Genomic DNA, 19,207 nt, shown 5'->3' on the forward strand with positions numbered 1-19,207 from the left:
CAGCTTAAACCTGTGTGCGACCTAAAGAGATCACAACACGTCGGTTCTTATCTTTACCAATTGGCGAGTTATTGTCCGCAATCGGACGACGCTTGCCATAGCCTTGCACTTGGATACGATCTTCTGGCAGGCCTAGAGATTTGAAGTACTCTCTTAACGATTCTGCTCTGCGCTCTGAAAGGTTTTGGCTAATCCCTTTGCTGTCGACAGAGTCGGTGTACGTTGCCACCAGCACAAGATCTATGTCTTGGTTATAGCGAACGTAATCGGCGATCTGGCTCAGCCTTTTGCGCGACGACTTGTTCAGCTGATCACTGTTACGGTCATAGTGCAAAATAGTGAAAGAGATATCTTCAAAGCTGTAAGGCAGCAGGTTAGCAACACAGTCACTGAACACATTGTATTTTTCTTGGAATAACACCGACGACAGCGACACTTCGATACGTTGATCTCGGCTCTGCCACTCTTGGTAACTGAATGTCGGATAACGCCCTTTCTCCAACTCACTCAAGATGCCCCAAGCTGTTTGACCGCCGACATAGCCGTCAAATTGCTGGAAGAACTTAATGGTTGTCATACGATCAGCACTTTCACCCGGACGCCAAGGTGGCGGCATAGAGATCAAGCTTACATTGCGCGTCGCACCCATTGGACGGCGCATTTTAAGCTCAAAGTCCAAAATGATTTTTTTACTCGCGCGAGATGAGAACTCAGCATCACCAAAGTTTGGAATTGGGTGGACCAAACGACATTCAAGTGGCGTGTTGGCTACCATCTCCCATGTCGACTGTTGAGGAGATGCTCCGTAACGCTTTTCTTGTGCCATGACCGATGACGACACAAGTAGCGAAAATAGCATTGAACCTGTTATGAGTTGTTTCTTCATAAAGTGGAGTATCTCTTAAGCAATTCGTTTAACAATGCAGCCAATTGCCGCATTTTTCTCTCACGTTTAAATATGCAATTATCAAGCCGTAATGGGTTGGGTAATTTAAGATTTATTGCCCTTCCCTAGTTTTTATCACTGCTATTATCTGCAATAATGCAGCCTTAATCACACTTATTTGGGCTAACATGACTGTAGAAAACGAAGCTCTGACCCTAAAAAAACGCTTTCGTGGCTATTTCCCAGTGGTCATCGACGTGGAAACCGCAGGGTTTAACGCTGAAACCGATGCATTATTAGAAATCTGTGCCATTACGTTAAAAATGGATGAGAACGGAGATCTGCACCCTGCATCAACGCTTCATTTTCACATTGAGCCTTTTGAAGGCGCAAATATAGAGCAGGCAGCATTAGACTTTAACGGAATTAAAGACCCATTTAGCCCATTACGTGGTGCTGTGTCGGAACAAGAAGCCCTTAAAGAAATCTACAAGCTAGTGAGAAAAGAACAAAAAGCTTCAGATTGCAGTCGCGCAATCATGGTTGCTCACAACGCTACATTCGATTTGAACTTCGTTAATGCGGCAAGTGAGCGCTGTAAGCTTAAACGCGTCCCTTTCCATCCATTTGCTACTTTTGACACTGCAGCTCTTAGTGGTCTTGCCTACGGTCAAACCGTTTTGGCTAAAGCTTGCCGCACTGCAGGGATGGAATTTGACAACAAAGAAGCACACTCTGCTTTGTATGATACGCAAAAAACCACAGAGTTATTTTGCGGCATTGTAAACAAATGGAAAGCCCTTGGTGGTTGGCCTCTTGTTGACGAAGAATAAAAAATAGAGTCGGTAAACGTTTTTTCGTATTGCCTTCATAAAAAACACAACATCCCGAGAATAATATGAATCCTGTTGTAATTTCAGTTTGCATCATGCTTGTTTTAGCTTTGATGCGCGTAAACGTAGTCGTTGCTCTGACGTTCAGTGCAATTATCGGTGGCGTAGCCTCTGGTATGAGCTTGAACGACGCAGTCGCGGCTTTCGAAAGTGGATTAGGCGGCGGTGCAACGATTGCACTTAGCTACGCTATGCTTGGTACATTCGCTGTTGCTATCTCACGTTCTGGTATCACAGATCTCCTTGCTCAAAGTGTTATCAAACGCATTCACGGCAAAGAGAACAGTGCGGCATCGACTGGTCTTAAATACGGCATGCTTGCGTCGTTGATCTTAGTGACCATGTCTTCGCAAAACGTGATTCCAGTACATATCGCCTTCATCCCAATCTTAATCCCACCTCTACTAGGCGTATTCGCAAAAATGAACCTAGACCGCCGTCTAGTTGCGTGTGTACTTACTTTTGGTCTGATTACACCTTACATGGTGCTACCGATTGGTTTTGGTGGCATCTTCCTAAACAACATTCTGCTTAAAAACCTTCACGACAATGGTCTTGAAAACGTAGTAGCAAGCCAAGTGCCAATGGCGATGTTGTTACCCGCTGCGGGCATGATCTTCGGTCTTCTTACTGCAGTATTCTTTACTTACCGTAAGCCTCGCCAATACAAAGAAACCTCTCACACTGTTGTTTCAACAGAAGTGAAAGAGATCAACAAGAAGCACATCCTAGTAGCAGCAGCTGGTATCGTAGCAGCGCTAACAGTTCAACTATCGACTGGCTCTATGATCATCGGTGCTCTAGCGGGTTTCATGGTATTTACCTTCGGTGGCGTTATTGCTTGGAAAGAGACACAAGATGTCTTCACCAAGGGCGTTCACATGATGGCAATGATCGGTTTCATCATGATTGCAGCAGCAGGTTTCGCGGCAGTTATGAAGCAAACAGGTGGCGTTGAATCTTTGGTTGAAGCACTTTCAACAAGCATCGGCGACAACAAGCCTCTAGCAGCACTACTTATGCTAATTGTTGGTCTATTGGTTACTATGGGCATTGGTTCTTCGTTCTCTACGATTCCAATCCTTGCAACTATCTACGTTCCACTAGCAGCAGCATTTGGCTTCTCGCCAATGGCAACAATCGCTCTAGTAGGTACAGCTGCTGCACTTGGTGATGCGGGCTCTCCGGCTTCTGACTCAACATTAGGTCCAACGTCTGGTCTAAATGCTGATGGTCAACACGAGCACGTATGGGAAACCGTAGTACCGACGTTCCTGCACTACAACATCCCACTGATCGTATTCGGTTGGATTGCAGCCATGGTTCTGTAATTAGGTTCTGTAGTTAAACAGTCCTACGCTCACTTTTATAAAGACCGCCTCGTGCGGTCTTTTTTGTATCCGGCGTTTCTCCAACCAAGTTACACAGAAGAACCGCATACCTATGACAAAAAAGGCTTACTCTTATGAGCAAGCCTTTGAAGTAGTACGATTCAGTATCGCCAATTAAACGGCAGGAGCGCTCTTTATTAGAACTTCTCGAATCGACTTCAGTGTCGTTTCTGATGAGTGGTAATCCAGCTCGACTTCAGTGAAGATACCGTCAACTTCAAGCATTAGGGTTGGGTAAGAATGCACACCCATCGCATGTTTGAAGCTCAGCTGATCTTCTAGTTCACCCTCTAGTAACTTACCAGCAAGGTCATTCTCGAATTGCTGAACATTCATGCCTAGCTCTTCAGCCAATTGCTTATGAGTCTCTTCACTGTGCGGCAGCATCGCGCGCAAGTAGTATGCGTGTTGAATCGCTTCAAGCATCTGCTCATAGTGATCTTGGAAACCCGCAGCAATAACAGCGCGACACGCGGGGTAAGTGCTGCGAACAGGTTTACACTCAGTCCAAAATTCATGATTGAACTCAGTACCTAGCTTAGCTTCGATCTGCTTCCAAATAGCTTGCAGCTTACTTTTCATCTCTTCTGACATTGGCTCGTCAGAGTCCGGAGCCAAACCACCGACTACGTAGTTAAACTCAATACTCGCAGGCAATTGTTGTTTTAGTAACTCCAGTGTCGGCTTATATCCCCAACACCAGCTGCACATTGGATCATGCACATAATGAAGTTTTACGTTCATTGTTCATTCCTTATCGAGTCAATGATTCGATCAATTCAAACAAAAAAGGAGCCTGATTAAGGCCCCTCATTTTAACTATTCAGCGCAAAGGCTAGAACTTATTCAGCGTCATCGCCAGCAACTTTAGCCGCTGCTTCTTTGATGATTGGCTGAAGTTCGCCTTTTTGGAACATCTCAAGAATGATGTCACAACCACCGATTAGCTCACCTTCAACCCAAAGTTGTGGGAAAGTTGGCCACTGTGCGTAAGCAGGAAGCTCTGCACGGATATCAGGGTTTTGTAGGATATCTACGTAAGCAAATTTTTCGCCACATGCCATTAGAGCTTGAGACGCTTGAGAAGAGAAACCACAGCTAGGTAGCTTAGGAGAACCTTTCATGTACAGTAGAATAGTGTTTTCTTCAATTTGCTGTTTGATTTTATCGATAGTTTCCATTGCTTCCTCGTTAATGGATTACGGCTTTTATTGCCTTTATTCTACCCCAAACTAAAAGAATAAAAACCATATAAAAAAAGCGGTTAACAAGCTAAGCTAACAATTCACACAAAAGTAATGAAATAAGCTTTTAATAAAGTAAAAACTTGCTAAACTATATCGCAAGTCAGCAAATTGACCATGGTTGGCAGTATAGCGAGCCATGAATAATAATATCACTGGAAGCAATCGAAAGAGTTAACTCTTTCATATCAATGGAGAATTGAGCAATGGCATTTGAACTACCGGCTCTTCCTTACGCGAAAGACGCGCTAGAACCACACATCTCAGCAGAAACGCTAGATTTCCACCACGGTAAGCACCACAACACTTACGTTGTTAAGCTAAACGGCCTTATCCCAGGTACTGAGTTTGAAGGCAAAACACTAGAAGAGATCGTTAAGACTTCTACTGGTGGTGTTTTCAATAACGCTGCTCAAATCTGGAACCACACGTTCTACTGGCACTGTCTTGCTCCTAAAGCGGGCGGCGAACCAACTGGCGCTGTTGCAGAAGCTATCAACGCTGCATTCGGTTCTTTCGAAGAATTCAAAGCGAAATTCACTGATTCAGCAATCAACAACTTCGGTTCTTCTTGGACTTGGTTAGTTAAGAAAGCTGACGGTTCTCTAGACATCGTTAACACTTCTAACGCTGCTACTCCTCTAACAGAAGAAGGTGTTACTCCACTTCTAACTGTTGACCTATGGGAACACGCTTACTACATCGATTTCCGCAATGTTCGCCCTGACTACATGGCTGCATTCTGGAACCTAGTAAACTGGTCTTTCGTAGAAGAGAACCTAGCTAAGTAATTATTGCTTACGCTGCGCTATTTATAGCGAGTTATCTATTGAAAGCTCATGCCTCGGCGTGAGCTTTTTTGTATCTGTCGTGTTCCACAAAATCTAAACATTTCGTAATAAACCCGCCAATAGCGCTTACTTCTCGAACTATTGATAGCCTTCTTCCCAACCCTACATAAATTCTCTATTTGCCTGTAATTAAACACTAAAGTTTGCCGACTCCATGCCGTTAAAGGTGTATCCAATGAGAGGCGACATGCAAATACATACTTTAGACAAAGCAGGAATCATCAACGAACTGAAGTTCGGCATCGGGATCAGCCAAGCGGTTGAGCAAGGTCGCCGTGCAGATTTCGCGTTGCTGTTATCTATGTTTTCTAATGATGTCCGTGATTGCACGCCAATTGACACCATTGAAATCACAGAGACAAATGAAGATCGCCTGCGCAAACAATTTGGCGTAGCAGAACCTCAACAACTGCGTTCAAACCAGTCTTCATATGAGATTTCAGCTCAGCAATCTAATCATTTTCATCAAGCTAGCCTTGCCAGCGCCAAACTCAGCCATTACTTGAAACCTGAAGCGCTTGCCTTCATGCCTGAAGATACAGCCGACTTACCCGAAGAGGTTTACCAAAACCTTTCTGGTCATGACCGACGCAAACTCGCAAACAAGCATTTACCTGATTTGCCACATGCCACGCTCTACAATGAGCTAACCACCGCGCAACGTCGGTATCAAATTCAAGCTCAAGTATAGCGATCACCTACCTTTCCCTTTTTCGCTGTCTATCCATAGCTCTTCTTCGACTAACTCGCACACTTCAAAGTATTCACACGAATGATATGAACCACTAGCCTTAGGCAACCTAAAAACACCTGATGTCGGTTACCGCTTGAAGTTACTACAAAATGTGACGTGCCACTAAGTTTATAAAAACTTATTAATTGGCACACCTTAGTTTGAACCAATTCACACCCGTTGTATAAATTTCAACCCATCCTTATCCGACATGGACGATTTGTTTAGGTACTGGGATGGAAATAAAAAGCTCAATCATATTGGTGACATCTGCCGGCTCGCGACTGGGGGGGGCGATTGCGAACCACTTTGTTAACCTTGGAGCCACCGTCATCCTTTGTGATAAAGACACGGAAGCACTTAAAGCGACGTATCTACAGTGTGCCCGGTTTTCTGACTCTGTTTACCACTACACGCTCAAAGGCAATGACAGCCAAGCGATTCTCAGCGTATATGATTTTATTCAAACCACCTTCAACACGACACCCGATGTGCTGGTCAATAACTGGATAAGCTCCCCAATGCCTAGCCTAATTGGCGATCAGCCTGTGAGCAGCTTTATTAATGATCTCTCATCGATGGCATCGACCCTGTTCGCATTTGGGCAAATCAGTGCTGAGAGATTGCGAGAGGAAGATAAGGAAGGCGTGATTGTGAATGTGATATCTCATGATGACTTTCACGATGTGTCTGGCTTAGAGAGCGCAAACTCAATGATCACTGGCTTTACCCATAGTTGGGCGAAAGAGCTGACTCCCTTTGGCATTCGAGTCGGTGGCGTTGTTCCCGCCGTTCATAACTCCGATGGCAAGCTCAACCGATGTCACTGGGCGCAGCTGCAAGACGAGCTGACCAGAACAACCGAATACATTGTCTCGAATGACTACTTCAGTGGGCGAGTTGTCGCGGCAGAGGTTTAACTCCCTATTCCAATTGAACATGACTGGCTCAGCTAATATTAAGTAGCAGAGCTATTGCCTCTCAATCCGTTTTACAAACGAACCAAACATAAAAAAAGCCCCAGTCTCTCGACTGGGGCTTTCATCTTTTCCCGATAGATAAGTATCGTGCTAGCGAAAACTTATCTCAAAACTAATGCTTACTTATTATGCGTTAGCTTTTTCTTTTTTAGCTTTTGGCGCTTTCGCTTCAGCTGGCTTTTGGTCTGCTTTCTTAAGGATAACTGTAGTACCTTCGAAAGTTTCGCCTTCAACGTATGGTTGGCCGAAGTAAGAAGTTGTTAGAACTTCTTTTAGCTCAGTGATTAGAGGGTAACGTGGGTTAGCACCTGTACACTGGTCATCGAACGCTTCAACAGCTAGCTCGTCTAGTTTAGCGATGAAGTCAGACTCGTTAACACCCGCAGCTTGGATAGATAGTGGGATGTCTAGGTCAACTTTAAGCTCTTCTAACCAAGTCAGTAGACGTTCAATCTTCTGAGCTGTACGGTCACCAGCTTGGCTTAGGCCTAGGTGGTCAGCAACTTCAGCGTAACGACGACGTGCTTGTGGACGGTCGTACTGAGAGAATGCAGTCTGCTTAGTTGGGTTATCGTTCGCGTTGTAACGTACAACGTTTGAGATAAGTAGTGCGTTAGCAAGACCGTGTGGTAGGTGGAACTCAGCACCAATTTTGTGAGCCATTGAGTGACACACACCTAGGAATGCGTTCGCAAATGCTACACCAGCGATAGTTGCTGCGTTGTGTACTTTCTCACGAGCTATTGGGTCAGCCGCACCATTTTTGTAGCTTGATGGTAGGTATTCTTTAAGCATCTTAAGAGCTTGAAGAGCTTGACCGTCTGAGTACTCGTTCGCTAGAACAGATACGTAAGCTTCAAGAGCGTGAGTTACTGCATCGTAACCACCGAACGCTGTTAGAGACTTAGGCATGTTCATTACTAGGTTCGCATCAACGATAGCCATGTTTGGCGTGATTTCGTAATCAGCTAGTGGGTATTTAGCACCAGTCTTGTCGTCAGTAACAACAGCGAATGGAGTAACCTCTGAACCTGTACCTGAAGTTGTAGTGATACATACAAGCTCAGCTTTTTGACCCATTTTAGGGAACTTGTAGATACGTTTACGGATGTCCATAAAGCGCATTGCTAGTTCTTCGAAGTGAGTTTCTGGGTGCTCGTACATAACCCACATGATCTTAGCAGCATCCATTGGAGAACCGCCACCTAGAGCAAGGATTACGTCAGGTTGGAAGCTCTTCATTGCTTCAGCGCCTTTCTCAACAACAGATAGCGTTGGATCCGCTTCTACGTCGAAGAAAGTTTGAACTTCGATGCCTTGTGCTTTAAGCAAGCTAACTACGTCATCTGCGTAACCGTTGTTGAATAGGAAACGGTCAGTTACTAGGAATGCGCGTTTCTTACCTTCTAGGTCGCTCATTGCGATTGGAAGGCTACCACGACGGAAGTAGATAGACTTAGGTAGTTTGTGCCACAACATGTTTTCAGCTCGCTTCGCTACAGTTTTCTTGTTGATAAGGTGCTTAGGACCTACGTTCTCAGAGATAGAGTTACCACCCCATGAACCACAACCTAGAGTTAGAGAAGGTGCAACGTTGAAGTTGTACAGGTCACCGATACCACCGTGAGTAGTCGGGATGTTGATTAGGATACGAGCAGTCTTCATCTTGTCACCGAAGTAACGGATGCGGTCTGCGTTAGTATCTTGGTTAGTGTAAAGACCAGATGTGTGACCGATACCACCGATTTCAACCATAGTTACCGCTTGAGCAACTGCGTCTTCGAAGTCATCTGCGCGGAATAGACCTAGAGTTGGAGATAGTTTCTCGTGAGCGAATTCGTCATCGTAAGAAACTTTACCAAGACCTTCACCTACAAGTACTTTTGTATCAGCAGGAACTTTAACACCAGCCATTTCAGCGATTGCTGGAGCAGGTTGACCTACGATTTTAGCGTTTAGGTTGCCGTCGATAAGCAGAACTTTACGTACTTTATCAGCGTCAGCTTTAGATAGAACGTGAGCTTTGTGAGAAGCGAAACGCTCTTTAACTTCGTCATATACTTCGCTAACTACGATTGCAGCTTGCTCAGAAGCACATACTACGCCGTTATCGAAAGTCTTAGACATAAGGATAGATGCTACAGCACGTTTGATGTCAGCTGTTTCATCGATAACGACAGGAACGTTACCAGCACCAACACCGATAGCAGGCTTACCAGAAGAGTATGCTGCTTTAACCATGCCTGGACCACCAGTAGCAAGGATAAGTGCGATACCGTCGTGCTTCATAAGCGCGTTAGAAAGCTCTACAGATGGTTGGTCGATCCAACCGATGATGTCTCTTGGAGCACCAGCTGCAACAGCTGCGTCTAGAACTAGTTTCGCTGCGTCGTTAGTTGAGTTCTTTGCACGTGGGTGTGGCGAGAAGATGATGCCGTTACGTGTCTTAAGAGAAATTAGAGATTTGAAGATTGCTGTAGAAGTTGGGTTCGTTGTTGGAACGATACCACAGATGATACCTACAGGCTCAGCGATAGTCATTGTGCCTAGGTTGTCATCTTCTTCTAAGATGCCACATGTTTTTTCGTCTTTGTATTTGTTGTAGATAAATTCAGATGCAAAGTGGTTTTTGATAACCTTATCTTCAACAATACCCATTCCAGATTCAGCAACTGCTTGTTGAGCAAGTGGAATACGAGCGTGGTTAGCAGCAAGAGAAGCTGCGCGGAAGATTGCGTCTACTTTCTCTTGAGAGAATGTTGCAAACTCTTCTTGTGCTGCTTTAACGCGAGCTACTAGAGCATCAAGTTCCGCTAAGTTAGTTACAGGCATGGTGGATCTCCTAAAATAATAAATATTAAAAACTTTTTATTAAATTCGCTGCTTGCCGTTAACCTTAAACACCAGCGTTCTTAGTAAATTGCTTTCAGGGCTGAGTATATTATTTCACTGTGTGAAAAAAATTGACCCAGATCAGTTACCCAAAAAGAATTAACCAGAAAGTAGTAAGGCAATCGCAAAAATGAACTTAAGAGCATGATTTATATAGATTAAACTCACACTTTTCGTTCGCGCAAAAAACAAGCAAACAGACAACTTTTTTCTACATAGCGTAATAAACTGTAAAAAAGTTTCATTTTTAGTCCGTTAAATTACATGTATACAGCTATATTCGTGCTACTGAGAGTATATCTATAGCGTTGTACGGGCTAGATTCTGACATAATTTTTATTAATTTCGTGCGTCGGTTAACAGTTACTCAATAATAAATTACAAAATGAAACACTACCAACTAGCTTGCAACAGGCTTAAAACAAAAGTGAGATTCAATTAGTTTTTCTAAAAAGAATCACCCATTTCAAGTTAGTTTTTTTCATTCGCGTAAATTGAGTTTGTCCCTTACATTACGCGCCTAAACTATTCACAGATCAACCCTTCAACCTTAAGTACGCTAACTGGAGATCGCTCTCATGCAAGGCTTAGAACTCGCAATTTTTATGCAATTCTTCCTTGGGCTTGTTGCTGCCGTAAACCCAATCGGCATCATGCCTGTTTTTGTTTCTCTTACTGCTCATATGCCGCCAGAAGAGAGGAACAGGACAGCCTTACAAGCAAATATTGCTGTTGCCGTGATCTTGATTATGTCACTTGTTGCAGGGCAAATGCTTCTTGATATGTTTAGCATCTCGTTGGATTCATTCCGCGTTGCTGGTGGCTTACTGTTATTGAGCATCGCATTTTCGATGATGAGCGGTAAGCTCGGTGAAGATAAGCAGAACAAACAAGAGAAGTCTGAATACATCAGCAAAGAGCAGATCGGCGTTGTTCCACTTGCTATGCCGCTAATGGCAGGCCCAGGTGCAATCAGCTCGACCATTGTTTATGGTTCTCGCTACCCTGCTGCTATTGATACGGTCGGCATCGGCATTAGCATCATCGCATTCGCAACGTGCTCTTGGCTTTTGTTCCGTTCAGCGCCGGTTATCGTTCGCTTTTTAGGTCAAACGGGTATCAACGTGATCACTCGTATCATGGGTCTGATTCTTGGCGCATTGGGCATCGAGTTCATCGCCAATGGCCTACGTAATCTGTTCCCAGGCTTGGCATAACGTTTAACAACATTTCGGTTGCTCTATAAAGGGCAACAATATTGAAATATAGATGAGACGAGTAAAGCAATTGGGCTTTCACTCGCCTCGTTATTATGAAGCTTGTATAATGACTGTTAATGCATTTAACAGAAGACGAACCTCTCCTTATGTCACGCAAGCCACTCAAGCATCATTTGTACGTCATTATCTTTGGTACTCACACGCCAGCCGGACGTGCATTTGATATAACTCTGATCGTTGCAATCTTGGCTTCGCTGTTGGTTCTGATCTTAGAATCCATCCCTAATGTGATGACCGAATGGTCACAACAGCTGCGTTATATCGAATACACCTTCACTGCACTCTTCACTCTTGAGTATTTGTTAAGGCTCTATTGCTCCCCAAAGCCAAAATCTTACGCCACCAGTTTTTATGGTGTCGTTGACCTATTGGCGATTCTTCCGACCTACCTAGCAATCATCTTCCCAGGCGCTTCATTTATGGGTGTGGTGAGACTGCTGCGTGTGATGCGTATCTTCCGAATTCTAAAGCTGGTTCGCTACCTGCAAGATTCCAATATTCTGTTGCGCTCACTATTAATGGCACGACGAAAGATACTGATCTTCTTTAGCACCGTCGGCATCTTGGTGGTTATCTTTGGCGCCTTGATCTTTGTTATTGAAGGTCCTGACAATGGCTTCACCAGTATTCCTCACAGTATCTATTGGGCCATCGTGACTATCACTACGGTAGGTTATGGTGACATGGTGCCGCAGACCGCGCTTGGTAAAGCCATAGCATCACTGACCATGCTATTGGGTTACTCTATCTTAGCAGTGCCAACCGGGATCATTACTGCAGAACTCAGTAATGAGATGAACTCGCACAAAGAATTGGTTAAGTGCCCGAACTGTAACCGAGCGGGTCATGATTCAGACGCCATGTATTGCAAGCACTGTGCTAGCGAATTAGCGGATCCAGACAAGCGTGTCGTCACCGACGAGAAATAAAAGCAGACACGAGATTCGAGTAGCGAAGAGATTTAAGGGCAGTTTCGAGGGCCGAATAACGAGGTAGCAATAAACTAAAAAGGGTTGACGTTTATCGTCAACCCTTTCGGTTTATCAGCTAATAGAATTTAAGCAATCTTGCCTATTACGCTTTCTCAGCAAGGATAATGCGCAGAGTACGACGTAGTGGTTCTGCAGCACCCCAAAGTAGTTGGTCACCAACCGTGAAGGCGTTTAGGAAGTCGTTACCCATCGACATCTTACGCAGACGACCGACAGGTACAGACATTGTGCCTGTTACTTTCGCTGGTGTTAGCTCCTGTGCCGTGATGTCGCGGTCATTAGGAATCACTTTAACCCAATCATTGTGCGTTGCGATGATCTCTTCGATCTCGTCCATTGGCACGTCTTGCTTAAGCTTGATCGTTAGTGCTTGAGCGTGACAACGCATTGCACCGATTCGTACACAAGTACCATCAATTGGGATTGGCTGACCATCTAGACCAAGAATCTTGTTCGCTTCAACACCGGCTTTCCACTCTTCTTTACTCTGACCGTTTTCACGCTTCACATCGATCCAAGGAATCAGTGAGCCTGCAAGCGGAGCACCAAATTGGTCTGTTGGGAATGAAGATGAACGAATCGTATCAGCCACTTTCTTATCGATATCAAGAATTGAGCTTGAAGGGTTTGCTAACTCAGAACTTACGCTGTCGTTGATCACACCCATTTGTGAGATCAGCTCACGCATGTTCTTAGCACCCGCACCAGAAGCTGCTTGGTAAGTCATGGCACTCATCCACTCAACCATGCCTTTCTCGTACAGACCACCTAGAGCCATAAGCATTAAGCTCACAGTACAGTTACCGCCAACGAACGTGTTGGTGCCGCTGTGAATGCCTTGCTGGATTTGAGCCAAGTTAACAGGATCAAGAGTGATGATTGAATCAGCGTCCATACGCAGAGTAGAAGCTGCATCAATCCAGTAACCTTTCCAACCTGCTTGACGCAGTGCTGGGTATACTTTTGATGTGTAATCGCCGCCTTGACAAGTAATCACAGCATCAAGCTGTTTTAGGCTATCAATATCAAAAGCGTCTTGAAGTAGACCCGCATCTTTACCACCTAGAACAGGGGCAGGAATACCAATCTGAGATGTGCTGTAATAAACAGGCTCAATCAAGTCGAAGTCTTTCTCTTCAACCATACGTTGCATCAGTACAGAACCCACCATACCGCGCCAACCAACTAGACCTACTCTCATCGCTCACTCTCCATGTATAAATTAAAAATTGCTCTCCCCCATCTATAAGTTTTTCAGAAACAGAACTCAAGTGCTTTTTGTCAAAAAGTGTAACTTTTTCGTTTCTTTTAAGTGAACGTAATGAATCGTGCAGTTATCTCTGTATCGACATTCCATCTCCACCTCATTGATTAAGCGTCCATTATCGTCAAATTCAAACATTTACATCGCCAAAACCAGTTCAATCGACGCTCATCACAAACAGTAAATCCCTCTTTTAAACAAAGGTTAATCAGAATTTTATTTTACAAAACGAAAACAACGTGCGACAGATTTCAACATGTAACAATCATGAATTTAACAAAATTTTAGATTATGAAACCACAATTAATTGAGTTAACAGTCAAATATCACAACTTGGACGTATTTTTTCGATATAATAAACTAATTACTGTAGTGTCCGTTTTGTACCACACACTATAACGAAGCACTATAAATGCTCGAAATCACAAGAGGCTTTTATGAAGCAGAGTAAAACTCGCCTACCGAACCTATTGCAGGTATTCATCGCGTTAGGACTATTTCTATCCCTTGCTTTTTCCTTTACAGCAAAGCTTGACCTTCCAATTCAACTTGCCTTGTATATTGGCTGGTTCATTATCATGGTTCTTGGTATTCGTCTTGGACACCAATACAAAGACTTAGAAAAAGCAGCACTCAAAGGAATATCCAATGGCTTAGGCGCGGTTTTAATACTTTTAGCCGTTGGCGCTCTTGTTGGTACTTGGATCTCAGGCGGGATCGTACCTACTATCATTTACTATGGTCTGAAAGCTATCCACCCTTCTATCTTCCTTTTAGCGACCATGATCATCTGTTCTCTAACCGCATTGGCAACTGGTACTTCTTGGGGTGCTGCGGGTACAGCAGGTATCGCAATGATGGGTATCGGCCAAGGTCTCGGTGTTCCAGCGCCGATTACTGCGGGTGCAGTGCTGTCAGGCTGTTACTTCGGTGACAAGATGTCTCCGCTTTCTGATTCAGTGATTCTGGCTTCTTCAATGTCTGGTGTTGAAGTGGTTGAACACATCAAGGGCATGTTGCCAGTTGCGTTAATCAGCTACGTGATTACAGGCATCATGTTTACTGCGTTTGGTTTCCACTACGCGGGCAACGTTGACATGAGCCAAGTTGACTCTGTCATCAAAGCAATGGAAGTTCAGTTCTACATCACGCCTTACTCATTCGTTCCAGTACTTATCGTGCTTGGTTTGTTGGCTTTCCGTATGCCTTCATTCCCGGTAATCAGCTTTGGTTCTCTGCTGGGTATTATCTGGGCAGTCATGATCCAAGATATCGACTTCCTAACGGCATTCAACACTGCTTGGGCACCGTTCTCAATCTCATCTGGCGTAGAGTTTATTGATTCGATTCTTAACCGTGGCGGCATGTCTTCAATGCTGGGGTCGGTTGCGGTTATCGTATTTGGTCTAGGTTTCGGTGGCTTACTGGATAAAGTGGGCGTACTAGAGACAATCGCTAAAGTGTTTGAGCGCCGCGTAAACAGCGCAGGCTCACTAGCGACTAGCACCATTGGTACGGCTTTCATGGGTAACGTATTCGGTTCTGCAATGTACGTATCGTTAATCCTTACGCCAAAAATCTGTGCGAAAAACTACGACCGTTTAGGCTACAAGCGTAAGAACCTATCGCGTAATGCTGAGTTTGGTGGAACGTTAACGTCGGGTATGGTTCCGTGGAGTGATAACGGCATCTACATGGCGAGTATTCTTGGTGTTGCAACGCTGTCTTACGCACCATTCATGTGGTTAAGCTTCATCTGTATCATCGTGACTATCGTAACGTCTTACATGGGTTGGTTCGTTGATAAGTGTGAACCAACAGCACCAGCGTTTGAAGCTGAAGAAGCGACCGAGTTAAGCAAGCAACAAGCTTAAGTTCAGGAGCTAACGCTTTCGAACGTAACTCACAACGTTAATGGATAAATGCAAAAAGAGCGCCCTAGAGCGCTCTTTTTTTGATCTACTGATTTACTTATTTATTGGCGGTTCGTTTACCCAACCAGTAACCGATACCTAACGGTGCAAAGAACACTACTAAGATAAACAGGATGAAGTAGATAATCACACCTTTGATTAGCTCCATCAGCTTATCAATCGCAAGCACAACCACTTCTTGAGATACTCGGTCTAAATCTTGAGTGAACAGCTCTCTTTCTGATGTCACGATACCAGCAATCTCAATACGCTCTTTCGCAATCATCTCTACTAATGCTTCTCTCTCTCGTGTAACCATTTTTTCTAACGCCACACGTTCATCACTCAGCATCGCCAGTTTTTGGTCTGTTTTGTCACTAAGATCATTGAGCAATGGCTGCATTTCTGTCGACATAATAGAAGCCAGTGTTTGCATGTATTCCGGATTGTTCTCAATGAAGTCTTGCATGCTTGCTGATGTTTGACGAAGGCTTTCTAGAGTCATCGACAAATCTTCACCCGTCAGTGAGCTGTTCATCGCCACCAATTCGGCTTTCCAAGACATCAGTTTTGGCGTTTGGTCCGCCATTAGGCTTAAGCGGTCTGATGCATCGCTCATGGCTTCTGGCATGGTACCTAGACTCTGAACGATCTGTGATTCATCTTTACCAAGGTAAGCTAGCCATTCTCGATAGGCAGGCGTAGTTCTGAAGGTAAGATCGTTAAATGAGTTGCTCGCTACAAACTCGGCAACGAATGCTTTGCTCTTCTTAAAGTCACTAGAGCTCAGAACGCCCTTTGCTAGCTTCTCTGCTTCTTGGTCCAAAAAACGAGCAGTATCTACCGCATCATTTGTCTCGAACAGGTCAGCCCCTTCACCTTGAGCATAGAATTGATTCATTTGCGCAGTAAATACCCAAGTATCAATGAGTGCAGACATAGGAGATGTTTGGTAAGCCGCTTGTTGTAAGCCCTGCTCTGCATGGATCTTCCAAAGCAAAACATAAGATTGATGTAAGGTGTCATCAGCAGGGTAAGATTGCGCGATGAGATCGGCCGAATCTTCTACTCGTGTAAAGAACATCTTGGCGTATTCACGCGTCATGATCCGAGCATTTAACTCTTGTTGAGTGAGAGGCGTCGTTTGACTATCTAACTTAACTTCTAAGAGAGAACAACCACTTAGCACAATGCTAAGCACCAACACCATCCAACTTCGACTCGAAACTCGTAACATATAAACCTCTGACAAAGACTAAGGGCGCTGATTGTATGAGCGCTTCGTCATAGTATTGTCAAAAATCCTGTAAAAGTTAACGCTGACTGTCTAAATATTCATGAGCAGAATCCACAGAGGCTTTTATAGCCTGCTCTAGTTCAGCTAAATCATGTTCACTGATTGCTCTGGACTGCTTCATTGTCATTTCAATGGTTGCGGCAATGATGGCTAACCGAGACGCTTTAATACTGCCAGCCACGCCTTTTAAGCTATGTACAATGCGAGCCGCGGAGGTTTCATCTTTGGTCAACAAAGACTTAAACTTCTCGTAGTCACCTGCGTGGTCTTGTACAAACACACCAAGTAAGAGTTCGACAGACTCAGCATCACCATCGAGCGTTTCTAACATGTCTTCGATATCAATCGCAGGCTTTGAATCTGTGACACTGGCAACGTGTTTCTCTACTACTGGCGCCTGTTCAGGGACTTGCTGAATAGAGTATTGCGGTACAACGGGTTGGCTTGTAACGTTAACGCTCTGCGGAGGTTGAGAGTCGGAAGACTGGCGCGTTGGCCTGTTCTCGGATACATAAGCGTCACTATCTGCTTGTTTCACTGCTGAGGAAACAACATCGCTATAAGAAGCGTCTTCCTTACTTGAATTAATTTCTAGTTCAGAGCTGAGTTCTTGGTCTGCTTCTTTCATCGTTTTTGTGGACCTAACGCCCCAAAACACTATCCCGCTCATCGCCACCAAGCTTAAGCCTAGCATCAGCAACAATAGGTTGAATTGACGATCATGGAACTCAGCTTCGAGTTTTATGATCTGTTCATTTACTGAGTTTTTCTTAATCTTATCAACCAAATAGTTAAGCTGAGCGTAATCACTCAACAATGCTGACGCATCAGCCAGTAGTTGTTGGAGTGCATCTTGTTCTTCGTTTTCTAAGGAATAAGATTTTTCTAGAATGGAATCAAAGGCGCGATAAGTCGCTGACGAACTTTGATTTTCAGAATACATGGCTTCAAATACCACAACGCCGAATTCGTTGAGGAGTGGTTTTAGCTTAGGGGAAAGCTCTTTATCCGCACGCAAGATCTTAATGTTATCAACGATGTCTTGAACTTGGCTTTCGATTGGAATGAACTCATCGAACTTTTCAAGGAACTGATCGGCTACGTATAACAGTTGGTTCACATCAGGACGAAACAAGGCGCGTTGGAAATCAGATTCAATCTGCAGTCGGATCGAATAAACCAATTGAGCATCGAGTGCGAGATCATTGATACGAGAGACTCGAAGTGGTTCTGAGAAATAAAGCGATTGCCTCAACTCGTTGACTCGAATACCGAGCTCTTCGATTTGAGCAAGAGAATTGGTGTAGGAACGGCTTAGATTAAGAAGAGCCAATGAAGGAAGTAACCACAGAGCCAAGAGCACAACCAAAAAAGTGGCTGGTTTTTTAAAGCGTTTGGGCTTTGCTACTGATTGTTCCATCTATATTCCTTGTGCGTGTTAACTTGAAGCCATGACCGTAGCTAAAAGATTAAGCACAAAATAAGCGACAACGTCCTGCTGCCGCTTTTATCCGTTAACTTCGGACTATGACTTATTGCGAGTCAGTTGGTCACGTAAGTTCGGTGGAGTGCCTTTAATCGTTAGCGTGTCTGTCTCTGGATCGTAAAAGATACGTTCGCCTAGAAGCAGACTATCAAAACTAACATTCAAACCGCCACCAGCACCAACAAATTTTGTTAGTTTACGCATAGTTGCGCGATCGGCTGGGAAGCTGTCCTCTAACTCGTAGCCTTGCTCACTAGTATAGTCAAAGAAGCTTGTGCCATCTGTGCTCGCTGGCAACTCACCAGAAAGTTCACGAACTTGCACTTCATCGCCCGCTTTAAGCTGCTCGTTACAGTAATCCGCAACCTGCTTTTTGTAGCTGATCGCTTCTTCTTTCTCTAATTTAGAGTCAGAAACGAAGTCTTCTACCGCTTGCATCAGTACTTGGTTTTGCTGTTTCGCATCCAAACCCACTTCAGCTTGTAAGAAATCTAAGAAGAAATCCGCGACTTTACGGCCAACACGTCCTTTAATGTAAGTTAAGTAACGGTTTGACTCTTTATCAGTCTCATAAGTTGAAAGGTCTAGGCGAGCCGCGATATCCATTTTTGAGATATCAAGGTAGTCAGTCGCACTAATATCAAGCCCTTCAGTTACCTTTAGGCTTTGGTTTGAAGGCAATAAACCAATGAAAAGGTAATCTGTTGCAAGTGACTGATATTCAGCCATTACCAAGATACCTTCGTCAGCGAATGGGTACTTTGATAGTTCGTCTTTTAGACGTTGCGCACTCTTTTGAGAAAAATCGTAAAAGTTTGTCTCACCAGCACGAAGTTGATGCAACCACTGCTGGAATTCGCTGTCAGATTTGAAAGAACCAAACCCTTTGCCTGCTTTTGAATTAAAAACACGGTGAAGTTCAGCAACTAGGCTTTCAGATGAAGCATCGTTTTCTAGAGATTCAGCACGATAGTTAACAATCAGCTCATCCTGATCGTTCTTGCTCAGCTGGTGTAAAATTACGTTGGAAAGGTGAAGGCTCATAGTGAAAATATTACCGTTCAGGTTTCAGTTGTCGTGCATAGTAGGTTATCATAAGCCGCTT

Annotated in this window: 16 protein-coding genes; 8 read left to right on the forward strand and 8 right to left on the reverse strand. The window is 44.2% G+C overall.

Annotated features, from left to right (window positions below; genetic code table 11):
* Window positions 1–4 precede the first annotated feature (4 nt).
* The gene (locus tag F0229_RS01230) at window positions 5–886 is read right to left on the reverse strand and encodes an OmpA family protein (RefSeq protein WP_017063457.1); all 882 of its coding nucleotides are present in this window, start codon (window positions 884–886) and stop codon (window positions 5–7) included.
* 188 nt (window positions 887–1,074) lie between these two features.
* Between F0229_RS01230 and rnt the strand changes: the two genes are divergently transcribed.
* Window positions 1,075–1,719, forward strand: a complete 645-nt coding sequence (gene rnt / locus F0229_RS01235) for a ribonuclease T (protein ID WP_017061178.1) — start codon at window positions 1,075–1,077, stop codon at window positions 1,717–1,719.
* Window positions 1,720–1,784: 65 nt separating this feature from the next.
* Complete coding sequence (locus tag F0229_RS01240) at window positions 1,785–3,110, forward strand: Na+/H+ antiporter family protein (RefSeq protein WP_029235135.1); 1,326 nt, start codon at window positions 1,785–1,787, stop codon at window positions 3,108–3,110.
* A gap of 174 nt (window positions 3,111–3,284) precedes the next feature.
* On the opposite strand, the gene F0229_RS01245 is transcribed toward F0229_RS01240, so the two are convergent.
* Both F0229_RS01245 and F0229_RS01250 read right to left on the reverse strand, forming a co-directional pair.
* Window positions 3,285–3,914, reverse strand: coding sequence for a DsbA family protein (locus F0229_RS01245; protein WP_171732080.1), 630 nt, complete (start codon window positions 3,912–3,914; stop codon window positions 3,285–3,287).
* Between the two features lie 98 nt (window positions 3,915–4,012).
* Window positions 4,013–4,351 (reverse strand): Grx4 family monothiol glutaredoxin, encoded by a 339-nt coding sequence (locus tag F0229_RS01250; protein WP_004741702.1) that lies wholly within the window; start codon window positions 4,349–4,351, stop codon window positions 4,013–4,015.
* A gap of 269 nt (window positions 4,352–4,620) precedes the next feature.
* Between F0229_RS01250 and sodB the strand changes: the two genes are divergently transcribed.
* The 3 genes from sodB to F0229_RS01265 all read left to right on the forward strand — a co-directional run bounded on the left by sodB (window position 4,621) and on the right by F0229_RS01265 (window position 6,918).
* Entirely contained in the window at window positions 4,621–5,205 is a 585-nt protein-coding gene (sodB, locus tag F0229_RS01255) for a superoxide dismutase [Fe] (RefSeq protein WP_004734050.1), read from the forward strand.
* A 247-nt stretch (window positions 5,206–5,452) separates the two neighbouring features.
* The gene (locus F0229_RS01260) at window positions 5,453–5,956 is read left to right on the forward strand and encodes a VC2046/SO_2500 family protein (RefSeq protein ID WP_276202729.1); all 504 of its coding nucleotides are present in this window, start codon (window positions 5,453–5,455) and stop codon (window positions 5,954–5,956) included.
* A gap of 278 nt (window positions 5,957–6,234) precedes the next feature.
* Entirely contained in the window at window positions 6,235–6,918 is a 684-nt protein-coding gene (locus F0229_RS01265) for an SDR family oxidoreductase (protein ID WP_017061182.1), read from the forward strand.
* 186 nt (window positions 6,919–7,104) lie between these two features.
* Here the strand turns inward: F0229_RS01265 and adhE are convergent, their stop codons facing one another.
* A complete protein-coding gene (gene adhE / locus F0229_RS01270; RefSeq protein ID WP_017061183.1) occupies window positions 7,105–9,810 on the reverse strand; it encodes a bifunctional acetaldehyde-CoA/alcohol dehydrogenase in 2,706 nt (901 codons plus the stop codon).
* 638 nt (window positions 9,811–10,448) lie between these two features.
* Between adhE and F0229_RS01275 the strand changes: the two genes are divergently transcribed.
* Together F0229_RS01275 and F0229_RS01280 are read left to right on the forward strand one after the other, a co-directional pair.
* Window positions 10,449–11,087: a YchE family NAAT transporter gene (locus F0229_RS01275; RefSeq protein WP_017061184.1), complete on the forward strand. Its 639-nt coding sequence runs from the start codon at window positions 10,449–10,451 to the stop codon at window positions 11,085–11,087.
* 149 nt (window positions 11,088–11,236) lie between these two features.
* Window positions 11,237–12,079 (forward strand): ion transporter, encoded by an 843-nt coding sequence (locus tag F0229_RS01280; protein ID WP_029235134.1) that lies wholly within the window; start codon window positions 11,237–11,239, stop codon window positions 12,077–12,079.
* Window positions 12,080–12,224: 145 nt separating this feature from the next.
* Here F0229_RS01280 and asd read toward each other — a convergent pair whose 3' ends face one another.
* On the reverse strand, window positions 12,225–13,343 hold the full coding sequence (gene asd / locus F0229_RS01285; RefSeq protein WP_017629874.1) for an aspartate-semialdehyde dehydrogenase: 1,119 nt from the start codon (window positions 13,341–13,343) through the stop codon (window positions 12,225–12,227).
* A gap of 500 nt (window positions 13,344–13,843) precedes the next feature.
* On the opposite strand from asd, the gene nhaC reads away from it, so the two are divergent.
* Entirely contained in the window at window positions 13,844–15,280 is a 1,437-nt protein-coding gene (nhaC, locus tag F0229_RS01290) for a Na+/H+ antiporter NhaC (protein WP_017063453.1), read from the forward strand.
* Between the two features lie 97 nt (window positions 15,281–15,377).
* Here nhaC and F0229_RS01295 read toward each other — a convergent pair whose 3' ends face one another.
* From F0229_RS01295 to yejK, 3 genes are all read right to left on the reverse strand, one after another.
* Window positions 15,378–16,556, reverse strand: coding sequence for a chemotaxis protein (locus F0229_RS01295; RefSeq protein WP_171732081.1), 1,179 nt, complete (start codon window positions 16,554–16,556; stop codon window positions 15,378–15,380).
* A 76-nt stretch (window positions 16,557–16,632) separates the two neighbouring features.
* A complete protein-coding gene (locus tag F0229_RS01300; protein WP_171732082.1) occupies window positions 16,633–18,036 on the reverse strand; it encodes an Hpt domain-containing protein in 1,404 nt (467 codons plus the stop codon).
* Between the two features lie 105 nt (window positions 18,037–18,141).
* Window positions 18,142–19,146, reverse strand: coding sequence for a nucleoid-associated protein YejK (yejK, locus tag F0229_RS01305; RefSeq protein ID WP_017061190.1), 1,005 nt, complete (start codon window positions 19,144–19,146; stop codon window positions 18,142–18,144).
* Window positions 19,147–19,207: the final 61 nt, after the last annotated feature.

This window comes from Vibrio sp. AIC-3 (assembly GCF_013114515.1).
Classification (GTDB): Bacteria; Pseudomonadota; Gammaproteobacteria; order Enterobacterales; family Vibrionaceae; genus Vibrio; species Vibrio crassostreae_C.